Annotated in this window: 21 protein-coding genes; 10 read left to right on the top strand and 11 right to left on the bottom strand. The window is 44.0% G+C overall.

What is annotated here, in order from left to right:
* Positions 1-13: 13 nt before the first annotated feature.
* From ISR87_01515 to ISR87_01495, 5 genes are all read right to left on the bottom strand, one after another.
* Positions 14-517, bottom strand: coding sequence for an acetyl-CoA carboxylase biotin carboxyl carrier protein subunit (locus tag ISR87_01515; GenBank protein MBL7024106.1), 504 nt, complete (start codon positions 515-517; stop codon positions 14-16).
* The gene (gene accC, locus ISR87_01510; protein ID MBL7024105.1) at positions 514-2,016 is read right to left on the bottom strand and encodes an acetyl-CoA carboxylase biotin carboxylase subunit; all 1,503 of its coding nucleotides are present in this window, start codon (positions 2,014-2,016) and stop codon (positions 514-516) included. The genes ISR87_01515 and accC overlap by 4 nt, the downstream gene beginning before the upstream one ends.
* Positions 2,017-4,029, bottom strand: a complete 2,013-nt coding sequence (ligA, locus tag ISR87_01505; GenBank protein MBL7024104.1) for an NAD-dependent DNA ligase LigA — start codon at positions 4,027-4,029, stop codon at positions 2,017-2,019.
* Positions 4,030-4,111: 82 nt separating this feature from the next.
* A complete protein-coding gene (locus ISR87_01500) occupies positions 4,112-4,306 on the bottom strand; it encodes a hypothetical protein (protein MBL7024103.1) in 195 nt (64 codons plus the stop codon).
* Positions 4,307-4,381: 75 nt separating this feature from the next.
* Complete coding sequence (locus ISR87_01495; GenBank protein MBL7024102.1) at positions 4,382-4,876, bottom strand: TlpA family protein disulfide reductase; 495 nt, start codon at positions 4,874-4,876, stop codon at positions 4,382-4,384.
* A gap of 197 nt (positions 4,877-5,073) precedes the next feature.
* Here ISR87_01495 and ISR87_01490 point away from each other — a divergent pair, with 197 nt between their 5' ends.
* Together ISR87_01490 and ISR87_01485 are read left to right on the top strand one after the other, a co-directional pair.
* A complete protein-coding gene (locus ISR87_01490) occupies positions 5,074-7,110 on the top strand; it encodes a pullulanase (GenBank protein MBL7024101.1) in 2,037 nt (678 codons plus the stop codon).
* A gap of 8 nt (positions 7,111-7,118) precedes the next feature.
* The gene (locus ISR87_01485) at positions 7,119-7,541 is read left to right on the top strand and encodes a YjbQ family protein (protein ID MBL7024100.1); all 423 of its coding nucleotides are present in this window, start codon (positions 7,119-7,121) and stop codon (positions 7,539-7,541) included.
* A gap of 394 nt (positions 7,542-7,935) precedes the next feature.
* Here ISR87_01485 and ISR87_01480 read toward each other — a convergent pair whose 3' ends face one another.
* The 5 genes from ISR87_01480 to ISR87_01460 all read right to left on the bottom strand — a co-directional run bounded on the left by ISR87_01480 (position 7,936) and on the right by ISR87_01460 (position 12,475).
* Positions 7,936-8,637 (bottom strand): hypothetical protein, encoded by a 702-nt coding sequence (locus tag ISR87_01480; protein ID MBL7024099.1) that lies wholly within the window; start codon positions 8,635-8,637, stop codon positions 7,936-7,938.
* A 77-nt stretch (positions 8,638-8,714) separates the two neighbouring features.
* Positions 8,715-9,476 carry an alpha/beta fold hydrolase gene (locus ISR87_01475; protein MBL7024098.1) on the bottom strand — a complete coding sequence of 254 codons (762 nt, stop codon included), beginning with the start codon at positions 9,474-9,476 and terminating at the stop codon, positions 8,715-8,717.
* Complete coding sequence (locus tag ISR87_01470) at positions 9,473-10,273, bottom strand: MOSC domain-containing protein (protein ID MBL7024097.1); 801 nt, start codon at positions 10,271-10,273, stop codon at positions 9,473-9,475. The genes ISR87_01475 and ISR87_01470 overlap by 4 nt, the downstream gene beginning before the upstream one ends.
* A 16-nt stretch (positions 10,274-10,289) precedes the next feature.
* A complete protein-coding gene (gene ychF, locus ISR87_01465) occupies positions 10,290-11,390 on the bottom strand; it encodes a redox-regulated ATPase YchF (GenBank protein MBL7024096.1) in 1,101 nt (366 codons plus the stop codon).
* Positions 11,391-11,482: 92 nt separating this feature from the next.
* Positions 11,483-12,475 carry a potassium channel protein gene (locus ISR87_01460; protein ID MBL7024095.1) on the bottom strand — a complete coding sequence of 331 codons (993 nt, stop codon included), beginning with the start codon at positions 12,473-12,475 and terminating at the stop codon, positions 11,483-11,485.
* Positions 12,476-12,734: 259 nt separating this feature from the next.
* Here ISR87_01460 and eno point away from each other — a divergent pair, with 259 nt between their 5' ends.
* The 3 genes from eno to ISR87_01445 are packed head-to-tail and all read left to right on the top strand — an operon-like array spanning position 12,735 to position 16,326.
* On the top strand, positions 12,735-14,021 hold the full coding sequence (gene eno / locus ISR87_01455) for a phosphopyruvate hydratase (GenBank protein ID MBL7024094.1): 1,287 nt from the start codon (positions 12,735-12,737) through the stop codon (positions 14,019-14,021).
* A gap of 8 nt (positions 14,022-14,029) precedes the next feature.
* Positions 14,030-14,392 (top strand): septum formation initiator family protein, encoded by a 363-nt coding sequence (locus tag ISR87_01450; GenBank protein ID MBL7024093.1) that lies wholly within the window; start codon positions 14,030-14,032, stop codon positions 14,390-14,392.
* A gap of 59 nt (positions 14,393-14,451) precedes the next feature.
* The gene (locus ISR87_01445) at positions 14,452-16,326 is read left to right on the top strand and encodes a hypothetical protein (GenBank protein ID MBL7024092.1); all 1,875 of its coding nucleotides are present in this window, start codon (positions 14,452-14,454) and stop codon (positions 16,324-16,326) included.
* Here ISR87_01445 and ISR87_01440 read toward each other — a convergent pair.
* Complete coding sequence (locus ISR87_01440) at positions 16,323-16,574, bottom strand: DUF2164 domain-containing protein (GenBank protein ID MBL7024091.1); 252 nt, start codon at positions 16,572-16,574, stop codon at positions 16,323-16,325. The genes ISR87_01445 and ISR87_01440 overlap by 4 nt on opposite strands.
* Positions 16,575-16,676: 102 nt before the next feature.
* On the opposite strand from ISR87_01440, the gene ISR87_01435 reads away from it, so the two are divergent.
* From ISR87_01435 to ISR87_01415, 5 genes are read left to right on the top strand one after another with little or no spacing between them, the layout of a single operon-like run.
* The gene (locus ISR87_01435) at positions 16,677-17,492 is read left to right on the top strand and encodes a hypothetical protein (GenBank protein ID MBL7024090.1); all 816 of its coding nucleotides are present in this window, start codon (positions 16,677-16,679) and stop codon (positions 17,490-17,492) included.
* Positions 17,489-19,237 carry a hypothetical protein gene (locus ISR87_01430; protein MBL7024089.1) on the top strand — a complete coding sequence of 583 codons (1,749 nt, stop codon included), beginning with the start codon at positions 17,489-17,491 and terminating at the stop codon, positions 19,235-19,237. Before ISR87_01435 ends, ISR87_01430 begins: the two co-directional genes overlap by 4 nt.
* Before the next feature lie 29 nt (positions 19,238-19,266).
* Complete coding sequence (locus ISR87_01425) at positions 19,267-20,799, top strand: N-acetylmuramoyl-L-alanine amidase (GenBank protein ID MBL7024088.1); 1,533 nt, start codon at positions 19,267-19,269, stop codon at positions 20,797-20,799.
* On the top strand, positions 20,796-21,629 hold the full coding sequence (locus ISR87_01420) for a glutamate racemase (protein MBL7024087.1): 834 nt from the start codon (positions 20,796-20,798) through the stop codon (positions 21,627-21,629). Before ISR87_01425 ends, ISR87_01420 begins: the two co-directional genes overlap by 4 nt.
* A gap of 41 nt (positions 21,630-21,670) precedes the next feature.
* On the top strand, positions 21,671-22,942 hold the full coding sequence (locus tag ISR87_01415; GenBank protein ID MBL7024086.1) for a bifunctional folylpolyglutamate synthase/dihydrofolate synthase: 1,272 nt from the start codon (positions 21,671-21,673) through the stop codon (positions 22,940-22,942).
* The last annotated feature ends 42 nt before the right edge of the window (positions 22,943-22,984 follow it).

Here is a 22,984-nt window from a genome sequence, read left to right as displayed (position 1 = left end):
TCATCAGAATGGCTTACACAATCTCGATAATGTTTGTTCCCTTTTCAACGGTTTGCCCTTCAGCAACACCAATTCTTTTTACCACACCCCCTACAGGAGATTTTATCTCATTTTCCATCTTCATGGCTTCAATCAGGAAAAGAGGATCACCCGCTTTAACCTGATCCCCAACAGTATGGAAGATCTTGGTCACCAGACCAGGAATTTGTGCGCTTATCAAGCCCGTTTTGACATCTTGAAGTGAATCCCAGCCTAATTCTCTAAGGTGCAGATGTACTGCATCAAGGAGTTCCAGATGGATAGGGGTTCCATTTACATTCACTCGATTAACTTCTCTGGGGCAAACCCCAACTACAAATGATCGATTGTTCATCAGGACACTATAAACTCCCGGCTGAACCTGTATCGCCTCAAAACGCAATTCTCTTTCACCCGTCATGATGATTAATTCGTTGGATTCTATACTAAAATTGGCTTCTAAGGATCTCTGACCAGCATTGATTTCGAACTTCATCAATCATTTCTCCCCAGCTGCGCACTGACCCAGTTTGACCGAGCTTTCGTTGTTGAAGCTGATGCGTTTGAACTATGCTTGATTTGATTTTGATGATGAAAAAGCGAACCACCTGCAACCAATAGTACTTCGTCAGTTGAAGCAGCCAGGTCTGCATGTAATTCTTCTCTGAATTTGGTATAGAAGTGAGTATCATACGTCCCTTTTCGGAATACTGGATGTCTCACTACTGAGCGGCAAAACTGAATGGTTGTTTCAATACCACCGATATAAAATTCTCGGAGCGCTCGTTCACTGCGGTTAAGTGCTGAATCTCTATCCTTGGCCCAGCAAATCAGTTTCCCAAGCATGGGGTCATAGTATGGCGTAATCTCCAGACCCTGTCTGATCGCCCCATCAAACCTTGTCCCTGCACCATCAGGTATTTGAAGCATAACAATTTCTCCTGTGGAAGGGGCAAAGTCATTAGAAGCATCTTCAGCATAAATGCGACATTCAATTGCATGACCTGTCGTGCTGATGTCAGTCTGTTTCACAGATAATGGCAGTCCAGCCGCAATGCGGATTTGCTCAGCGACCAAATCAATTCCAGTCACCATTTCAGTCACAGGATGTTCCACCTGAAGACGTGTGTTCATTTCTAAGAAATAAAAATTTCTATGTTTGTCTACCAGAAACTCCACCGTGCCAGCACCGACATATTTACAGCTCTCAGCAGTTTCAACTGCAGCCTGACCCATCTTTGATCGGAGATTATCATCGATGAAGGGACTTGGAGATTCTTCAATCACCTTCTGGTAGCGTCTCTGAATGGAACATTCACGTTCGTTCAAATGGATTGTATTTCCATGGGTATCAGCCAGAATTTGAAATTCAATATGGTGGGGTTCTTCCAGATACTTTTCCACATACACCCGACCATCACCAAAGGCGGATTGTGATTCTCGCTCAGCCTTACCCACAGCCCCTTCGAATTCAGAAGCAGCATTGACGATTCGCATGCCTTTTCCACCACCACCACCGGCAGCTTTGATAAGCACGGGGAAACCGATCTCTTTGGCAATATTCAGGGCCTTGCCGATGTCAGCAATTGGCTCTTCTGTACCTGGCACGACTGGCACCTGCGTTTTAAGCATGGTTTGCCGCGCCATGGTTTTATCACCCATGATCTTTATGGCAGAAGCCGGGGGTCCGATAAAAACGATACCCGCTTCTGAAACTTCCCTGGCAAAATCTGTATTCTCAGATAAAAAGCCATAACCTGGATGAATGGCTTCTGCACCGGAATCTCTGGCCACTTCAAGTATTTTTTTATAATTGAGATAACTTTCGGTGGAGGGAGAAGGGCCAATGTGATAGGCTTCATCAGCAAAAAGCACGTGGGGGGCGGTACGATCCGCTTCAGAAAAGACAGCGACCACCTCAATCCCCATTTCCCGGCAGGTGCGCATGACTCTTAAGGCAATTTCTCCTCGATTTGCGATCAAAATTTTCTTAAACATTTATTCCGCTCCTACCATTGTTCGAAATTCATCTTCGGTGATAATTTTTACACCCAGCTTATTGGCTTTCTCAATTTTGGAGCCTGCCCCTGGTCCTGCAACCAAATAGTCTGTCTTTTTGCTGATAGAATTTGCTGAAGCCCCACCCAGTGACTCAACCAATACCCTGGCGGAATCGCGATTGAAGTGTTCCAGCTTTCCAGTAAATACAAAGGAGAGACCTGAAAATATACCTGCATTCCTAGCGCTCACATCGATGGTGGGATTTAGCCCGTGTTGGGATAATTTTTCCAGGATATTAAGATTGTCTGAGTCCCTAAAAAACTCTACCAGTCCTCTGGCTACAATGGGGCCAACTTCATGGGTTGCTTCCAGATCTTCAACGGTTGCTTCTCCCAGGGCTTGAAGAGAACCATACTTACTGGCGATAACTTTGGAAATATGTTCACCCACATTCCGAATACCCAGACCATGAATTAAGCGCCACAGATCAGCTGATTTGCTTGTATCAATCGCTTCCATGATATTAAGAGCCGACTTTTCTGCCATGCGTTCCAGATTGGCCAGTTGCTCCAGATTGAGAGAATAAATATCTGCAATGCTCCCAATGAGTTCCGTATCTACTAATTGAGATACCAGCTTGGTTCCAAAGCCATCAATATCCATACAGCGCTTGGCGACAAAATGTTCGATGCGTCCTTTTATTTGAGCAGAACAGGAGATATTCTGACAATAGTGTTTGGCTTCTCCCTCGAGACGGAGGACATGGCCTTCACAAGCAGGGCAGCGATCAGGAATAATGTAAGGTTGGGATCCAGCAGGTCGCTTATCCAGAATGGCCTTGACAACCTCTGGAATGACATCACCTGCACGTTGAACCACCACCGTGTCACCCTCACGAACATCCTTCCTGTCGATTTCATCCTGATTATGAAGGGTTGCTCGAGCCACCATGACCCCCCCGAGATGAACAGGTTCAAGATTCGCCACAGGCGTAATTGAACCGGTTCTTCCCACACTGGGGACGATACTTAAAATTTTTGTGACTTCCTGACGTGCTTTAAACTTCCCGGCAATTGCCCACCGTGGGGACCGACTCCGAATACCCATGCGGTTTTGATAATCCAGACGGTTCACTTTGGTAACGGTACCATCGATGTCATATTCCAGATTTTCTCTCTCCCGCTCAAGTTTGTTGTGGAACTGAATAACACTTTCAATATTGGGGCACAATTCATACAAAGCATTAACAGGAAAGCCCCAATCCTTGAGGGCCTGAATGAATTCCATATGGGATTCAACAGTGAAATTATCAATTTTGCCAGGTGCATAAAGATTGATCAACAGGTTACGGCTTGCAGTGATCCTAGAATCAAGTTGTCGTAAACTTCCAGCGGCAGCATTACGCGGATTGGCAAAGGGCTGCTTCTCCTGATCGAGCTGTCGTTGGTTTAATTGCTCAAAATCCCCATGCCCCATGAATACTTCTCCACGTACTTCAAGATAGGGAGGGATGGGTCGCTTCTTACCCCTGAGTCTCAGAGGCAAGGCTTTCAGGGTCCGAAGATTCTTGGTTATGTTTTCGCCAGTGACACCATCACCCCTGGTAGATCCAGCGGTGAATACACCATCAATATAGATCAACTCCACTCCGAGGCCGTCCAACTTGGGCTCAACGACATATTCGAGTTGCTCTACTTCAAGATCCTTACGCACTCTTTCGTCAAAACTGATTAATTCTTCTTCATCCATTGCGTTGGATAAGGAGAGCATGGGGATACTGTGGGTGAGCTGGTCAAATCCTGCAAGCGGTTGACTCCCAACTCTTTGAGTAGGAGAATCTACCTGTTTTAAATCTGGGAATTGGGTTTCAAGGTCGATTAGCTCTCTGAGGAGAGCGTCATAAGCGGTATCTGATATGCTGGGGTCATCAAGTATATAATAACGATGATTATGCTCAGTTAGTGCTTCCGTGAGTTCGCGGATGCGTGCAAGGGCTTGTTGTAGATCCATAGGCTGAAAATGTAATCGGCAGGGTATAAAAAAGAAACGCCCCATTAAGGGGCGTCTCTGAAATTGTTGCCTGGAGTGATGCTTATTTAATCAATGAGTCCATTTGCTCAGTGATATAATCAGCATGTTCTTTTTCCTCAGGAACAGCGAGCATTCCTTCTCTAAAACGAAGAGAATTGCTTTTATTTTTTTTGAGGGGCAGGATATAACGTACCATCTTTTTATGGGTACGTGTCTTTCCGCGTACTTTATCTCCAAATGCTTGTGCTTTAGCCATAGTCTTTCCTCCAGTCCTTTAGCGGGGCGAAACTAAACGACAGTTACGCCTATTGCAAATAATTTTGTGTAACCCTTACTTGAAAGCCAGGATATCCTTCTCAAAGACCTTGTGATCTGTATAGCCTACATACTTACGCTGAATATTGAAATCCCTGTCGATAACAAAGGTAGTAGGAATGCTGCGTACACCACCATAGGCTTGTACGACACCACCATCACCATATACTACGGGGTAATTGATGTTCATTTTCTCGGCAAAGGGGACCACAACTTTTGCGCCACCACGATCCAGAGATACACCCAGGACAACGACATCATCTTTATAGTCATCCTGTAGTTTTATAAAGCTGGGAATTTCCATCTTACAGGGTCCACACCAGGTAGCCCAAAAGTCTAAAATGATAATCTTACCTTTATAGTCAGAGAGTGAGACCTTCTGTCCATTAAGATCGGTGAGTGTAAAATCTGGAGCAGTCTGAGCTGAAACAGACGTTGTCCCAATCATGAAGATACCGAAAATCACAAAGAGGATTGCGGCTGAGCTGGCGATAATTTTATTTTTTTTCATTCTATTCCTTCTTTCGTTGTTGCTCTTAGAGCGAATATCACCCATAGAGTTACAAATAACTGCGGTGAATATGACTTTATAATCACTACTTTCACATTATGTTTCTCCGCAATTGCTTGAAAACTGTTGAATTGTCAGCCAACAGTCAAATTCGAGCCGCTCGTGTATTGTTTTTGGAGAAGAAGGGGAGTACTTGTATGATTCCCAGGAAAATTATCCTGAGTTTGGTTGCCCTCGTTATGATGGTAGCCTGTAGTAATAATTCGGAGTTAGCAAAAGATATGATATCAAGTAGTAAAAATATTGCCGCCGTTGATGAAAAATTGGGGTTAAGCAGAAATCAAGATGAGGCGATTTTTCGTCTATTCGCACCGGAAGAAGACCTGGTAAACCTGGTTCTTTTTCAGAATTTCGACGATGAAACAGGTGAAAACCTTGCCATGCACAAAAAACCTAATGGTGTCTGGGAAATCAGCGTGCCCCATGAGCAGCTCACCAAGTTTTATGCCTATTCTGCTCCTTCCAGCGATAAGCAAATTATTCCCGATCCCTACTCAGAGGCTGTGGTACGTCAGAATCATTTTAAATATCCCAGCAAAACGGTCATTTTACCCCGGGACGAATTTGATTGGCAGGGAGCTGAGGTTACCTCAGCAGCGATTGGAGATCTTGTAATTCTTGAAGCCCACCTGAGAGATATGACAGTACATCCAAGTTCGGGAGCTATCAAGCCAGGCACCTATCAGGGTTTTATTGAACCCGCCCAGAAGGGTGGAATTGCCCATCTGAAAGATATGGGATATAATGCCATCGAATTTTTACCTCTCCAGGAGTTCGGAAACATAGAAATCGATTATAAGAATTCAGAAATAAGCACCTGGAATGATTGGAACCCCTATGAAGCAAACCATTGGGGATATATGACCTCTTTTTTCTTTGCCCCAGAAATTTACTACGGTTCAGACGGTGTAAAGGACAGGGGAGCCTGGGTCGGTGAGGATGGACGAGCAGTCAACGAGATGAAGGAAATGGTGCGGGCTCTTCACAAGGAAGGTATATCGGTCATTCTGGATGTGGTCTATAATCATGTTTCACAGTATGATGATAATCCCTTTAAACTCATTGATAAAGACTACTACTTCAGACTGGATAAAGAGGGCGATTATCTCTCCAAAAGTGGATGTGGCAACGATTTTAAAACCGAGAATATCATGTCTCGTAAAATGATTGTTGAAAGCCTCTTACACTGGATGAAAGAATATCACATCGATGGTTTTCGTTTTGATCTGGCTGCCATGATTGATTTGGAAACGGTAGATGCAATTACTGCAGCTACTCAATCAGTCAATCCAGATGTTATTCTGATTGGTGAACCCTGGGGTGGTGGAGGATACAACCCAAAGGAGTTGGCTGATCATGGCTGGGCTTCATGGAATGATCATTTCCGCAATAGTGTGAAGGGACGCAATCCACGTGAGAATGATGTCGGATTTATCTTTGGAAAACTTTGGGATGGCAAGAAAAAGGAGCACTACAAAAAGCTCATGCGAGGCTATTTGCAAAGCGACGGGGGACATTTTGTGGATCCTTCACAAAGTGTGAACTATCTGGAAAGTCATGATGATCATACCATGGGTGATTTTATTCGCCTGGCTCTTGGTAAGGTGGGGGCTTCTGAGGTTGTAACCAGGGATCAGGTCGCTCAATTATCAAGCGAAGAACTGGCAATTCATAAGTTTGGTGCTTTGAATCTTTTGACCAGTCAGGGACCAGTTATGATAGCTCAGGGGCAGAGTTGGGGTCGCGCGAAGGTGATTGCCAATAGTGCTGGAAATGATCCGCATGCCGGACGACTTGACCACAATTCATATGAGAAAGATGATGAAACCAACTGGCTGGACTGGAAAGAAAAAGTACTCAATCAGCCCCTTGTAGATTACTATCGTGGCCTGATTTCCATCAGAAACACATATCCTGAAATCCGAAATGTGGAAACTGGTTATCGTAAATTTATGGATGGATCCGCTCAGCTTTCCTTTGGTGTAAGTATGGCAGGGGAACATCAGATACTGGTGTTACTCAATGCTGATAAAAAATCAAAATCAAAATTCTCTTTACCAGCAGGTATCTGGACCATTCTGGCAAATGAAAATCATGCAAATGTTGAGGGACTTGGAACAGCGGAAAAAGTAGCTGAGGTAGCTGAGCAATCAGGTCTTATCCTGGTTCAATAGGTGACAGTATGAAATCGACCACAAAATATCTTCATTTTAATGTTCCTGAACGAATGGGTTTTGTAAACATTACCCGAGATATTGTATCCATTGTACAGGAGAGTGGTGTGCAGGAGGGGCTCTGTTTGGTAAATGCCATGCATATCACCGCCTCTGTTTTTATCAACGATGAAGAATCTGGATTGAAGGAAGATTACAAACGCTGGCTGGAGTGGTTGGCTCCTTTTGATGCCAGTCCAGAGCGTTATCATCATAATCGTACAGGTGAAGACAATGGCGATGCCCACCACAAACGTCAGATTATGGGCCGAGAGGTAGTGGTTGCCATTACCTCGGGTCGATTAGATTTTGGCACCTGGGAACAGATCTTTTATGGTGAATTTGACGGCAAACGTGACAAACGTGTTCTGGTGAAAATTATTGGGGAGTGATTTAGAAGTTAGAAGTTAATAGTTAAAAGTTAAAAGTTAGAAGTTAGAAGTTAGAAGTTAGAAGTTAGAAGTTAGAAGTTAGAAGTTAGAAGTTAGAAGTTAATAGTTAATAGTTAATAGTTAATAGTTAATAGTTAATAGTTAATAGTTAATAGTTAATAGTTAATAGTTAAAAGTTAAAAGTTAAAAGTTAAAAGTTAAAAGTTAAAAGTTAAAAGTTAGAAGTTAGAAGTTAGAAGTTAAAAATTAGAAGTTAGATGTTATTCTCACAATATTGTGTTGCTCCTGAAGTTGTTACTCCTCATCGCACAAAGCATCTCCACATTAAACTCAATAACTCAATAACTCAATAACTCAATAACTCAATAACTCATCAACTCATCAACTCATCGACTTATAGTCCCAATTCCTCTTTAATCACTTCTGTCCACAACGCATAGCCAACTTCATTCATATGCAAACCATCATGTCCAAAAATATCTATCCGAGGAGTTCCATCCTCTCCCAGCATGGGTGTAAACACATCAATATAGTATAGATTTTTAGTCTCTTCTGTCCGTGCTTTGATAAGTGCGTTGGCTTTGGCCATGTTTTCCATGTGTTTGATACGGGCCAAACTCGGTTTAATTGAGATGAAAAAGATGGGCATCTTGGGCCATTTTTCCAGAACCCTTGACACAAAAATATTGTAGTCACTGAGAACCTTCTCAGGGGTTTTACCTGAGGCGATATCATTGTCGCCTTCATACACCAAAATAGCATTGAGGTGGTAGGGGAAAACAATATCATCCAGATAATAGATCAGGTCTGACATGTGAGAGCCGCCCATGCCACGATTCACAGCATTGACTTCGGGAAAATCTGATACCAAAGATTTCCAGCCGTGGATACTCGAACTACCTACGAAAAGGATGGAATTGGGGCGAGGCTTATTTAAGGAATCTGCAGATTTATAACCTGCCACTACATCAGAAAAACGCAAGGGATCAACAATAACCTCTGGTGCCGCTTTCGGGGTGGGACCACAGTTGAAAACGATAGCGGTGATGAGGACCAGGCCAATACTTATGCCAATTGAGCTAAAAACTTTTCTCATAATTTCTCTCGCTTATAGAGTGCTAAAAAAAATAACAAATATTTGTGCATAAAATATGCAGGAGGGAGTGATGACAATCAACTGATAAAATCTGCAACCAATGCGAACAACTCATCAGCTTTGTCTGCATGCAACCAATGCCCGGCGCCTTCTATTGTTTGCAATTGTGCAAGTGGAAAATATTGTAGAATTTCAGGAGAGAGCTCTGGTTCCAGATAATCTGAATTTTCACCCCGGAGAAAAAGAACTGAACCAATGAAGGGCTGGCTGAGATCCAGGCTTGAGGTCAAGTCCTCATAATGCTCCAGGAGTGCATCTCGATTGAATTTCCAGCCCAGACTACCATCAAGTCTCCTCAGGATGTTTTTAAGTAGAAATTGTTGAATAGGGGATGACTCAATAAGGGTTTGAAGCTCCTCTTTGATTTCCTCTCGAGCTGAAAACTCCTCAGGATTAATTGATGATAATGCTTTTAGAATGAACTCATGTTTCCCTTCGACACGATCAATCCCAATATCCAGAACCGTTAAACTCCTGACCAGATCTGGATAGGTGGAGGCAAAGAGCATCCCAACCTTACCCCCCATAGAGTGTCCCACAATATGGACATGTTCCAGTCGTTCCTGAGCGATGAATTGATGGAGGTCCCGGGCCAGCTCTGTATAATCCATGGCTGATTCATGAGGTGAGCTGCCATGGTTCCGCTGATCCAAAGTGAAAACTTGAAATGTTTGTCCCCATCGGCGGGCCAGGGTGTGCCAGTTATCTGACGACCCAAAAAGACCGTGTAATATGATAAGGGGCTCGCCCTTTCCATATTTTCGGTAATGGAGTCTCATCCAATTATTAAAATGGGGTCATTTAGATTTACAGTCCCTGTAGTCAGGGCAACGAGATTCATGCCGAACATGACCTTCCCATCTTGCTTTCGATAGGTCGCCAGGGTTTTTAAAGGTTCTTTGGAGGAAGTGCCTGTCTGTTGATCGATTGTTGTGACTTGGCAGCGAGCACAGGGTTTTACCACCATAAGCTCGACTTCACCGATACTGATCCTTTTCCATGAATCTTCAGCAAATGCCTCAAATCCACTCACCACCAGATTGGCTCGAAATCTATCCATGGGAACAGGGTTTGTAAGTCGGCTATTGAGGTCATCAAGGGATGCCTGGGAAGTCAGAAGGTAGGGATATCCATCGGCAAAACTGACTTCAAACAAGCGATCCTGTGGGAGACTATCTTTTGTCAGAGGTCGATGGACTTTTTCATTCATATGGATGAGTTGAACCTCTCGTCCCAACACATCACTAAACCAGGCATCACATTCCTGGTCTACCCATAAACCATCTACCTTATCCTTCCAGATCATGGCCTTGTGCCGAATATTACTTTGAACATTCAAGTTCAGGTTGAGTGGGGATTTACCAGGGTAGTTCACAAGGAGCTGGTCACCATTTAGAGAGATTCTGATCTGACCCAGCAGAGGAGTTGTACGTTGAGAGATAAACTGACCCCCCTGGTCAACCAGCAGCCATCTTCTGTCCAGGGGAAACCCACGATCCAGTACCTCACTGGTTTGGAGATTAATTCCAGAGCAGGATTTGATAGGGTAAATTGATATTTGATCCAGTTTGGGCATGCAGCGCTTGCCTTAATTATACATTAAAGTGGAAGTAGATGCAGTCACCTTCTTGAACAATATACTCCTTGCCCTGTAAGGATATTAGACCCTTTTCCTTCAGCACCTTCTCAGAACCATGAATCATAAGATCATCGAACTTGAAGATGGCCGCTTTGATGAAACCCTTCTCGAAATCAGTATGAATTTCAGCAGCAGCTTTGGGTGCGGTTGAACCCTTTTTGATGGTCCAGGCTCTCACTTCTTTAGGGCCGGCTGTATAAAATGATTGGAGATGCAATAGGTCGTATGCCCGATGGATCAGTTTATTGAGACCAGGTTCAGCCAGACCGTATTCCTCACAAAAATCAAGTTTTTCCGCTTCGTCCAATATGGCGATCTCTTGCTCAAGCTTGCCGCAGAGACGTAAAGCTCCGGCTCCAGTGGCTTCTGCATAATCGAACAAACGCTGGGTCAGAGAACTACGTTTTTCAGCCAAAATTTCATTTTCATCCACATTTGCCACATAGAGTATGGGTTTCATGGTGAGTAAAAAGTAGCTCTTGGTTCGAGTGGTTTCATCCGCTTCCAGATCCATGCTCCGAACGGGGTTGATTTCGTCGAGGTGCTCTCTGATTTTGGTGAGTAATGCTTCATCCGCTTTGGCACCTTTATCACCTGATCGAGCGAGTTTTGTAACACGATGAAGCTGTTTTTCAACAGAATCAAGGTCCTTGATGATCAGTTCACTTTCAATGGTTTCAATGTCTCTGATGGGGTCAATAGAACCCTCCACATGGGTGACGTTGTCATCTTCGAAACAGCGAACGACATGGACGATTGCCGTCACCTCTCGAATGTGTCCCAGAAACTGATTCCCCAGACCCTCCCCTTTGCTGGCTCCCCTTACCAAACCAGCAATATCAACAAATTCCATAACAGCAGGGGTGGTCTTTTCTGGTTCATATATCCTTGCCAATGCCTGCAACTTATCATCAGGGATTGGCACAATACCCACATTGGGGTCGATGGTGCAAAAGGGATAATTTTCAGCAGGGATATCCGAAGCGGTTAGCGCATTAAAAACCGTTGATTTACCGACGTTTGGTAGTCCAACAATTCCACAGGTTAAAGCCATTCTTTTTTCCTAATTCATCTTATTTATTTACAATTTAAAATTATCAGCGATTTGTTGATCTGCGGACGACCCTCAAGTATGTCTCTGCAACTTTAAATCAAAGCCTCACAAAGTTTCTCAAAGCCAATGAGATTTTCCTTTGAGCCCAGGGCGATTAATTTATCATCGACATTCAACTTATAGTTGGGATCAGGATTAAAGTTCGCCTCACCAGTGCGTTGTTCAACGGCGGTGATGATGATATCATGATTTTTGCGGACTTCAAGATCGATGAGTGATTTGCCTTCCGCGCGGGAGTTTGCTTCAATGATGATGGTTTCCAGGACCAGGTCAAGATTCCCTCTATTCATGATGAGTTCGATGAAATCGACAACACCTGGGGCCATAGCCTGCCGCGCCAATTTTGTTCCTGCTGCTTCATAGGGGTTGATCACATGGTTTGCACCCGCCCGGGTCATCTTAGCAATAGATGCCGGAACTGCAGCTCTGGTTAGAATTAAAAGATCGTTCCTCAAACTTCTGGCCGAGAGGGTTAAAAACAGATTGTCCTGATCATCTCTCAAAACGCCAATAAGCGTGGTGGCTTTTTCAATTCCCGCATTCAACAGGACCTCGTCCCGCGTTGCATCTCCTTCTACAAGGACAATATCATTTTGTATGAGGGTAGCAATTTTATCTTCATCTTTTTCAATCACTACAAAACTTTTACCTGCGCTTAGTAGCTCTCTGGCAATGGCTTGTCCCATGCGTCCATAGCCGCACAGAATGAAGTGTTCGTTTAATTTTTTAACTCGTTTCGCCATGCGAAACCTCCTGTAACGTTTGAGATCCACCGCTTGCGTTGCAATATGACCAGCGATCAGGAAGAACATACCAATTCCTGAAAACATAATAACAATGGTCCAGAGATGACCAAGATCAGACATCTCCCAGACCTCTTGAAATCCTACTGTAGCCAGGGTAATAGCCGTCATATAGAAGGCATCAAACCATCCGACATGCTCAATAATCACATAACCAGTGGTCCCAAAAAGGATAATGCTCAGCATACTCAGGATTAAATGTGAAAGTTTAGTGTCCAGCATGCTTTATAATAGTTTTTGCAAGTGCTGAAGGCTATCAAAATTCCTGTTCACCACTGACAGGTCTGAAGTATGAGAAATGGTTTGTAACCGAGCTGAGCGATTGTCACCGGTTCGTATCTGATGTTAATGAAACTGAGTTTTCATACTTTCAACTCTCACGCTTTCAGACCCAATGCTTTTAGATTACATTGTAAGCCGATGAGTACTGCACTGAACACTATTAATTACCCCATAAACGAAAAATTTAATCGGAGTTTGTATGTCAAAGATCGTTGATGTTTTTAGTCGTCAAATTATGGATTCTCGTGGGAATCCAACTGTTGAAGTTGATGTCTACCTGGAAAGTGGTGCATTTGGTCGCGCAGCTGTGCCATCCGGTGCTTCTACAGGTGAGCATGAAGCCATGGAGTTACGCGATGGAGATAAATCAGTTTATCTTGGTAAAGGCGTTACCAAAGCCGTAGCCAATGTAAATGATATACTGTCAGATGTGGTTATTGGAATGGAAGCCGTGGAACAACGCGCTATCGATGAAAAAATGATAGCAGCTGATGGAACGGAAAATAAATCCAAATATGGCGCCAATGCTATCCTGGGTATATCACTGGCAACGGCCAAAGCTGCCGCCATGGATTTTGATCTTACGCTTTATGAATACCTCGGTGGTGAAGATGCAACGCTACTCCCTGTTCCCATGATGAATATTCTCAATGGTGGCGAGCATGCTGACAACAATGTTGATTTCCAGGAATTTATGGTTTTTCCATTGGGAGCCACCACCTTTAAGCAAGCACTGCAAATGGGTGCAGAGACTTTTCACCATCTCAAGGGTGTTCTTAAAAGCAAGGGAATGAATACTTCTGTTGGTGACGAGGGTGGATTTGCACCAAATCTCCGTTCAAACGAAGAGGCCGTGGAAGTCATTCTGGAAGCTATCGAAAAGACTGGTTACAAGGCTGGCAAGGATCTCTTTATTGCCCTGGATGTTGCTTCAAGTGAGATTTATGATCCCAAGACAGGTTTATATAGTCTCGCTGGTGAAGGTCGGACACTGAACTCAGATGAAATTGTCGATTTCTATGCTGATTGGATTTCCAAGTATCCCATTGTCTCCATCGAGGACGGAATGGACGAAAACGATTGGGAAGGTTGGCAGAAATTATACGCCAAGCTGGGTGACAAAATCCAACTGGTTGGTGACGATCTTACAGTGACTAACCCTGTGAGACTTCAAAAAGCCATCGATATGACTGCAATGAATAGCATTTTGATCAAATTGAACCAGATTGGTACTCTAACCGAGACCCTTGATACCATCAAGTTGGCCCATGAGAACAATATGACCTGTGTGATTTCCCACCGTTCAGGTGAAACAGAAGATACCACCATTGCAGACCTGGCCGTTGCCACAAGCGCAGGACAGATCAAGACGGGATCTGCCTCACGCAGCGATCGCATTGCCAAGTATAATCAGCTCCTGCGTATCGAAGAAGAGCTGGGTGATCTGGCAACTTTTAAAGGTTTTAAAGCCCTAAATCCTAAATAAGGATTCACATGGCAAATAGAGGGTCACGCTCAACAACAAGTCGCTCTTCCCGAAATTCGGGAGGTATATTCGGAAATAAAGTCGCCTGGATATCAGGAGCCATTATTTTATTGATTTTGTTCCAGATCTTCGTGATGAGAGACGAAGGACTCTACAGTCTCCTCCAGCTCAAGCAGGAAATCAGGGATATGGAAGCACATATTTCTCGCCTGGAAATTGAGAAGGCCGAGTTAGAGAGTGAGCGTGACCGTTTATTAAACGATCCAGACTATCTGGAGCGCATCGCCCGGGAGAGATTTCGTATGGCGAAACCAGGTGAAAAGGTGTTCCATGTTGTTACCGAAACCAAAAAACAAGGCGAAACCAGGTAAATGGATCACCCTGCAAGCAGAGTTCGAAATTCGTACGTCTCATAAAGCATGAGAATTGATTGCTGATCTGGCAATATCATACTTCCCAGAGGAGTGGCTTCGAGGCTGAAATTGACAAGCCCGGTCTATCCTCATCGCTATTAAATACAACTCACAACCTGCTTCCCTTTTTTTGGGACTTATTAACCACCCTTGTCCTGGGTGTGCTCTTACATGGTAGCTTGGTAGCTGAGGGTAGAGATTCGCTAGCCTATATTTTTCGTCAGGATAATCTCTCCACCAATAACGATTTTCAACTCAATTATAAGCAACATTTTTCGAATAGCGATATCCAGATCAACGATGTACTCAAGTACAAAGTATTCTCATATGATAGTGACCTCTCGGATGACAAACAATATTCCATAGAGCATCGACTACGTGGTGATTTTTCATGGGGTGAAAATCGTGGTAAGAGTATTCGTCTGGAGAGTGGCCAACATCAGGATCATCGCACTGGTCTGGCATCATCCATTGACAATTGGGCTTTACTCGCTGGTTTGAAGCACAATGATAATCTGTCCCTATTCGTTGGCGGTAGGTCCGTAGAGCGTTACGGGATTGTTGATAAAGGGTGGACGACTGAGCTGGATCTGGGCAAGTCCTGGCAATCTCCAGGGCAGCGATCATTAATCAATATTAATGGATCCCGGGATCAATTAACCGAGCATTTGAATCACACCCTGAATGCCCGGGGAGAGTACCACGTTCGCTTTGGTGATATTTCCACTTTTCAAACTTCAATTTACAGAGAAGCACGATTGCAGGCATTTTTTACTGACTCACTGGGAAGTTCTCAGTCCAGGAATAATGAAAACCTGAATTGGCAGAATATGTTCACCTATCACCTGGGAAAAAACCTCCACCTCTCTCATCGCCTGGATTGGGGAGACCAGTTGACAAAGATCAGTCGAAAACGAGTTGATCAAACATCAACTCTTAACTTGTCAAGTGAGGATAGGAAACGATTTTCGCTGTTAAACGAAACCTCGCTTGAGTTGAACAATCCCAACTTTTCAACTTTGACGGCATTCAAAATTGAGAATTCTCAGAATAAATACTATGTTGATTATACCCAGATTCTTTACCAACTGAAGGAGTCTCTGCTTTGGCAAAAGGTGGGACCTTTGGACACACTCATATGGATATCCTCTCTTTCAAGACTTGAGTATGATACGCCAGATACAACCAATGATGATGATAGAGATGAGTGGCGGCTAAACACAGAAATCAGGACAATTTGGGAGCCCTCTCCATTTTATAGACTTGAGTTGGGCACCAAGTTGGGGTTATTCCACCTCATTTATCTCTTCAATACCCGAAGTTCTGAAAATCATTGGAACCGTAATCTGGTCTTATGGTCAGGAGTAACCTGGCGTAGGCACAAGTGGTCAGGAGGGGGTCGCGCACGCATACGGAGCAATTATTTTGACTATGATTACGATGACCTGTTTATTGAGCTGGACCAGCCCTCTCGCAGTTTTGTTCACAGATCTCTGGAACTTACAAAAAAATTAAAATATAATTTTGGACGACGCTGGTCAATTAGTTCGAAGGCAGCTTTTCGTTGGGAGGATGAAGGCAAACTGAAATGGGATGTTTTCATTCAGGAAGTCAATAGCAGCAGAGAGCAATCCGAATTGAGTCTGGAGCTTAATTACAGCTATAGGGGCTGGGAAGGTTGGTTCGGGTACCTGACTCATCAAAGGGACATCAACTACGCCACTGCCTCTCGAGATAGCGATCATTGGCAAGGTCAGGGACCTTTGATGGGTGTAAATTATCGATTGGGCAAACGCCTTCACCTGAGGGGAGATGCGCGTTTTTTATCCGTGAAAGATGGTGACAGGGAATATCTACTCCCCAAGGTCTACTTTACCCTGGTTTATCGCTAAGCAGATTCAGGTAGGGGCTTTTCGAGCTCGTCGATACGTTCATTGAGTGTATCAACATATCCGGAGAGATGTTTCTGAACATCATGGATAGCCTGATTGTAATAGTGTGGACCAATATTTTCACTAAAAAAATCCAGCAGGAATTCTGCCTCAAAGTTGCCTAATTCCTGACTCAATTCATTTAGAAAATAGGTTTTAATTTGCTGGATGAGTTCGTCCTTCATCTCTCTCGAAAAAGTTTGGATCATAGTTTATATTCCTCCATTGAAAGTGGTTGCCACACGCCGATTTATACATTAATATAGCCTACACTTTAAAAACAATCCTCAAAGTCAAAAGTTGGAAAAATCATGATTCACATCAAAAAAATGATGTGTGTATGTGCTGTGCTTTTTGCAGCCATATCACGCATACCTCCAGTGTTCGGTGCCTTCGAGTATATAGGTCTGGGATGGCCAGCTGCGACGGCGAACATTCGGGTTCTGGGACAACATCCTCATCAGTCTGCAGTAAATCCAGCTTTGATGGTGATAAGTCCATCCACCCAAATTATTCTTTCCTACCAAAACCCATTTCAATCGCTGGGTCTTCAGGCTGGCTCGGTTACCATTCAAAATTCATTCAAACAAAGACCGTATATTCACCATTTGGAGTATTTCGGAGATGATCATTATTCTGAGCTAAAACTTGTCAATGGTTCAGCCTGGATCATTGAAAAGGGTTATAGAGTTGGAGTGACATTGAACTATCATCATCTTTCCATGTCAGGCATAACTCCGCAGTATGCCATATCCTTATCCTTGAGCTCTTATGCCGAAATATCTGATCAACTCAAGGTGGGCTCGGTGATGGAACATGTCATTCAATGGGGGGACGTTCTATCACTTCCCCAGAAATTTCATATGGGTGGGGAATATGTGGTTGGACCGGCCAAAATTGCAATTGCCCTTGAGAAAGAGTCTGCCCTGCCATTGGAGACATGTCTGGGATTGCAGCTTGCTTCCAGGTCATTCTGGCAGATTGGTGTTGGGTATAGAGATCTTAGCGGGATGATGTCAGCTGGTTGGCGAATTCGAACACGAAATTTTGCGTTTCACTATGTCTGTGTAATGCACCCCCATTTACCTGTGTCACATGGTTTTGGCCTGGAACTTGAGATTCCATGAGACAGATCATTGCTTTCTTAATACTCCCCCTGATTGCATATCCTCAGTATCATGGAATCCTGGAGGAGAACGAGTTGGATGATCCTGATGAGACGCAATACCTGGAGCAATTACTAACTACGATATTTCAACCATTTTTAATTGAAACGGCTGATACCAACGCTCTGGTTGAGCATGGTTATTCCCCTGAGGCAATTGAGACAATTCTTAATTGGCAGGGGAGTGGGGGTAGCCTCACCTCTCTGCGGCGGAAAATCCATGGAAGTGATTTAATCCTTTTGAAGAATGATATAAAACAGGAATCTCAGCAGACTCAAATCCAATTGCGACAACGTTTACAATATTCCCCCTCCCTGGATGGCTGGCGTGTTCTGAATAAAGGTCGCTTATGGAATAGATGGGGATCAGTAACGATTCTTAGTGAGCAAGACCCGGGTGAACGTGATTTAACAGACCATTCCATCATCACCTTGAGTAGTCAATCTATTCCAAGGCTTGACAATGTCATTCTTGGTGATTTTCATGTAAACTGGGGTGGCGGATTAATTCTAAATCAGCAGGGATCGCGCCCAAGTCTACATCCAGGATCACTCCTCCGCACAAGGCAATCAACAATCCGGCCTCATTATTCAAGTAGAGAGATTGATTATTTTCGTGGGATTGCAAGTTGCTTTTCGTTTAGAGAAATTCATGGAGCAGCATTTATCTCCAGCCGAATAGTTGAAGGTACCATGCATGGGAGTCAATTCACAATCGATGGAGATGGAATTCACCCTGCTGGAAGAATCTATGATTACAGACGGGCAAACGATATTGGATTGGCCTTGGAGACAGTCTCAACAGGATTCCAGGTTTATGGATCTACCATTTACAATCCCAATATGCAAGCAGGGCTCGCCTATGAGCTAGGACTTGCAAGTGAATTGGGGTGCTCCCAAAAGATACAATTTTATACAAATAGCCTTGATTTCAAGAACCACCGGGTAATCGGCACCTGGGCTTATCTTACATCAGAACTGCATGTGTCGCTTCAATATAGACATTTTATCTCAGATGAAGTCCTCGCCCCCGGGGCAATTTCAACCCTCCTGGGTACTTCTGCATCGAATGAGGAGGGACTCTCAGTCCGTGTTCAACTCCGTCCCTGGCATAAACTGCAAATCCGCTATGCCCTCGATAGTGGGTATCCCATTGAGCTTCAATCTGCTCATGATTACCGGAGTATTCAGCAGCACAAATTTCAGGTCCTCCAGAAACTGGATAAAGGGGTTGTGCAGATAGATTTTAGTCAAAAAAAAGAGCGCCCAGTTCTGGAAGGGGATATCTGGGCGGGTCAGTTTTCAAGTCGCACGCTAACAAAGGGGGCGCTGTCCCTTACGCATATATTTTCACCCCATTTTGAATATCGTTTAAATATAAAATCTGCGTTTCATCAAACGGAGTCAGCTTTCCTGATTCAACAGCGCCTGTCCTGCGAAAAGGGTAGCTGGAAATGGTCATTGGGTTATGTAAGATTTTCTATCCCGGACTACACCATGAGATTAAGTGTTTATGAGACCAGCGTGGCAGAAAGCTTTGGTTTTTATACAGCTTTTGATGATGGTGATCGATGGTTCTTATATCTAAAACAAGGGGTGGTCAATTGGTTTCACATCGAGTTGAAATTGGTTCAAACTCGCTCCTTTGAATTCCCCGTTTCCCCCAAACAACTTGCCCTCAGCTTACAGATGTCCATTGTCTTATAATTGCTCTCAGACTATTTTCAACGCTAAATATGAACCGCCTTCGATATATAGTTTTCGCAATCATCCTGCTTTTTCTGGTCTCTTCTCTACAGGCAAGACGGACTGAACTTATTCTGCAAAAAGCAAATGATGAGAGATATGTACCTGCTATCCCAGTCTATGTAATAAATCAATACCAATATATTTCACTTCAGGATTTGCTGGATGCCTATAAGATATCCGCATTTCTGAACCCTGCCGTCAGGAAGTCGGTCTTCCGTATCGGTCGCCTTAAATTTAAGGTTACCGCTTACAACCATTTCGTCATGGTTGAGGATAAAACATTTCAGATGTCCCACGCTGTCATTTTCTTTGATGGGGACACTTATCTACCCATGGATGATTTTGTAAACATTCTGAAAATGGTGGGTCTGGTCTCGGGAGTAACAATTTTGTCTGGGTCTGACACAGCTGATATGCAAGTTCAACAAGAAGCTGAACCCACAAAATACTCCCCATTTGACATCGTGTCTGCCAATATAGAAGAACGGCAAAATGGGACTGTTATTCGGATTCGTACAGCCAATCGATATGATGCAAAATCTGTAAAGGCCTGGATAAACCGCGAGGAGTGGCTCTATGTAACCCTGCCTGGAGCAAAAGTAAATAAGCCAGATCTTGATAATACTGAAATTCCAAAAAACAGCAGCATCCGCACGGTTACTGCAGATCAATTGGATGGCACCTCTCAACTCACCTTTCGTCTTCGCGGTACCGTAGAAGGCGTCGATGTTTTGCATCGCGATTCACCGCCGGAAATTTTACTGACAATTCGAAGACCCTATGTTATCGATCAATCCCACTATCTGGAAAAAGAACGCCAGAAGTGGAAGCTCGATAAAATTGTCCTTGATGCCGGGCACGGGGGGCATGATCCAGGGGCTCGCGGTAACGGTCTCAGAGAGAAGGAGATTACCCTGGATGTTGTGAAGCGGTTGGGGAAGCTGATTGAAACCAGAACTGATATTGAAGTTATTTATACCAGAAAGACGGATGTGTTTGTCCCACTCTGGGAGCGTACTAAAATCGCCAACGAAGCCGGTGGAAAAGTTTTCCTGAGTATCCACGTCAATGCCAATAAGAATAAAAAGGCATCAGGCTTTGAAACCTATCTACTCCGACCTGGAAAAACAGATGCCGCTGTAGCCGTTGCTGAGATGGAGAACGCAGTAATTAAGCTTGAACAAAATACTGACCAGTACGACAAGTTGAGCACGGAACAATTAATCCTGGCTACCATGGCCCAGAGCTCTTTCATGCAGCAAAGTGAAACCTTGGCCGATTTGACGCAAAGGGAATTTGACAAGAAGCTGGTGGGTCAGAACAGGGGTGTTAAGCAGGCAGGATTTATTGTGTTGATCGGAGCCTCAATGCCCAATGTACTCATCGAATTAGGATTTATTTCTAATAAAAATGACGCTCGCAGGTTGAAGCAGGCTTCCTACAGACAGAAAGCAGCAGAAGGGATATTTGACGCCCTTATGAAATATAAAACACGTCATGAAAAGTTATTATCACCGTGAATAAATTAAACCCAGAACAAGCTATTGGAGTATTTGACTCCGGACTGGGAGGAATCTCAGTTGTAAGGGCAATCATTGATTTATTGCCCCACGAACACCTCATTTATTTTGGGGATACTGCACGAGTTCCCTACGGTTCAAAATCTGAAGATACAGTCATCAGATTCGCCCATCAAATTTCTGCTTTTCTGAGGGAAAAACAGGTCAAAATGATTGTTGTGGCCTGTAATACGGCATCAGCTGTTGCCCTGGAGAGTCTCCAACAGAGTTTTAGCATTCCAATTGTAGGTGTAATTGAACCTGGTTCTGAAGCAGCGGTAAAATATTCAAAGCATAAACGTATTGGGGTGATCGGCACCGCCTCCACCATACGATCTGGTGCTTACCGAACAGCGATCCGAGCTCTTGATCCAGAGATAGAAGTGACGGATCAGGCTTGTCCTTTGCTGGTACCTCTGGTCGAAGAGGATTGGCCCCATGATGGTGTGGTCACACAAGTACTGGAGAGCTATTTGGAATCATTCAAAGCTCAGAAGCCAGATTCGCTTATTCTGGGGTGTACCCATTATCCCTATCTCAAATCAATCATCCAGGAAGTGATGGGGCCATCAGTTCGTCTCGTTGATTCAGGAGAAGAGACAGCGACCAGGGTTCAAAAAGTGCTGAAAGAGATGGGGTTGTTGAATCATGAGAGTGGGGACCCGGGTAGGCATAAATTTTATGTTTCTGACTTTCCTCAAAAGTTCGAAGAAACAGCATCCAGATTTTTAGGAAGACCCCTTGATCAGCTGTTCAAGGTGGAGCTGGAAGTTCTGGAATCTTACAATTAAACACACCTTACCATTTCAGTAGAGATTGGGGAATAATCGACTTGATCAATCCGGATTCTAAATCAGTATTCGAATATATCTTTGGCTTGACGGTACCAGGGGTCAAGCTTGAGTTGTCCAGGGTTGAAGCCTTTATGGACAGGCTTGGCAATCCCCATGCATCATATCCGGTTATTCATATTGCTGGAACCAATGGAAAAGGTTCCACCGCAGCAATGCTGGCTGCTATTCTAAGGGCTTATGGTAAAAAAACGGGTTTGTTTACCTCGCCACATCTGATCAAACCAAACGAGCGTATCAGAGTTGGTAATACCCTGGTTTCTGATGAGTTTATCATCAGAAAAGTTGAGGAATGGCGGGTTCATATTGACGAATTGGGCATTACCTTTTTTGAAGTTCTCACTGCCCTTGGGATGGAATACTTTAAGGAACAATCAGTTGACTATGCTGTGATTGAAACTGGCCTGGGGGGCCGTCTGGATGCCACAAACGTTGTGAATCCTATCGCCAGTATCATTACCAGTGTGTCAATGGACCATGAGAATATCCTGGGAGACAATCTCGCTCAGATTGCAGGTGAAAAGGCAGGCATTATTAAATCGCAACGCCCAATTCTTCTTGGAAAGAATCCTGATGTTGTCAAACAGATCGTTGAACACAAGAGTCAACAAGTGAATTCCACATATATTTATGTCCCAGACAGGGTCAAGATTGAGACCGTCACTCATCATGGCATGTCTCAGCGGATTCGCTGCAGTATATCCGGGCAGACCATCGATATCGAATTGCCTCTCCTTGGACGCCATCAAGTGGAGAATTTCACCAATGTGCTGGCCGCACTGGATGAGTTGGGCTTCAGATTGGATGCGTCCATTATCCAGTTGGGACTGGATGACATGATCTGGCAGGGTCGCATGCAGGCTTTGCAAAAAGATCCTCCAGTGCTTTACGATGTTGCTCACAACCCAGAGGGACTTACACGATTACTGGAATCTCTACTTGAACTTGGTAAAGAAGATTCAATCATTGTGGCTGCATTTAATGCCAGGAAAAATATCCAACCCATGCTTGACCTGCTTCAAACCTGGCCGGGGGAGGTCATATTCACCGCTTTTTCAGGGCATTCTGCTGTTGAGAAGAAAAGTCTGGTTCATTTAGGTGTTAACCCTGATCTGATTGAATCAAACCTTGTGGCAGCCTATGAGCGCGCTCTAAAACTTAAGGTGCATGATGACCAGGTAATCTGCTTTTTTGGAAGCCACTATTTGGCTGAATCTCTCTTTCCCATGTTTGAAAATTCAGATCAGAACTGACCCTCTAATCTTGATACTAACAAGGTGATATTAATGATAAAC

It is taken from the genome of Candidatus Neomarinimicrobiota bacterium (genome assembly GCA_016784545.1).
Classification (GTDB): Bacteria; Fidelibacterota; UBA8477; order UBA8477; family JABMPR01; genus JABMPR01.
The sequence above is the reverse complement of the archived record's forward strand: the minus strand, read 5'-3'. Positions and strand labels throughout refer to the sequence as shown.

Bases quoted from the DNA above. Each gene is read 5' to 3' on its own strand.
- ISR87_01470 (MBL7024097.1), bottom strand. From the start codon at position 10,273: ATGCCCAAACTGGATCAAATATCAATTTACCCTATCAAATCCTGCTCT.
- eno (MBL7024094.1), top strand. From the start codon at position 12,735: ATGTCAAAGATCGTTGATGTTTTTAGTCGTCAAATTATGGATTCTCGT.
- ISR87_01495 (MBL7024102.1), bottom strand. From the start codon at position 4,876: ATGAAAAAAAATAAAATTATCGCCAGCTCAGCCGCAATCCTCTTTGTG.
- ligA (MBL7024104.1), bottom strand. From the start codon at position 4,029: ATGGATCTACAACAAGCCCTTGCACGCATCCGCGAACTCACGGAAGCA.
- ISR87_01500 (MBL7024103.1), bottom strand. From the start codon at position 4,306: ATGGCTAAAGCACAAGCATTTGGAGATAAAGTACGCGGAAAGACACGT.
- ISR87_01475 (MBL7024098.1), bottom strand. From the start codon at position 9,476: ATGAGACTCCATTACCGAAAATATGGAAAGGGCGAGCCCCTTATCATA.
- ISR87_01485 (MBL7024100.1), top strand. From the start codon at position 7,119: ATGAAATCGACCACAAAATATCTTCATTTTAATGTTCCTGAACGAATG.
- ISR87_01425 (MBL7024088.1), top strand. From the start codon at position 19,267: ATGAACCGCCTTCGATATATAGTTTTCGCAATCATCCTGCTTTTTCTG.
- ISR87_01480 (MBL7024099.1), bottom strand. From the start codon at position 8,637: ATGAGAAAAGTTTTTAGCTCAATTGGCATAAGTATTGGCCTGGTCCTC.
- ISR87_01460 (MBL7024095.1), bottom strand. From the start codon at position 12,475: ATGCTGGACACTAAACTTTCACATTTAATCCTGAGTATGCTGAGCATT.
- ychF (MBL7024096.1), bottom strand. From the start codon at position 11,390: ATGGCTTTAACCTGTGGAATTGTTGGACTACCAAACGTCGGTAAATCA.
- ISR87_01440 (MBL7024091.1), bottom strand. From the start codon at position 16,574: ATGATCCAAACTTTTTCGAGAGAGATGAAGGACGAACTCATCCAGCAA.
- ISR87_01435 (MBL7024090.1), top strand. From the start codon at position 16,677: ATGATTCACATCAAAAAAATGATGTGTGTATGTGCTGTGCTTTTTGCA.
- ISR87_01430 (MBL7024089.1), top strand. From the start codon at position 17,489: ATGAGACAGATCATTGCTTTCTTAATACTCCCCCTGATTGCATATCCT.
- ISR87_01450 (MBL7024093.1), top strand. From the start codon at position 14,030: ATGGCAAATAGAGGGTCACGCTCAACAACAAGTCGCTCTTCCCGAAAT.
- ISR87_01490 (MBL7024101.1), top strand. From the start codon at position 5,074: ATGATTCCCAGGAAAATTATCCTGAGTTTGGTTGCCCTCGTTATGATG.
- accC (MBL7024105.1), bottom strand. From the start codon at position 2,016: ATGTTTAAGAAAATTTTGATCGCAAATCGAGGAGAAATTGCCTTAAGA.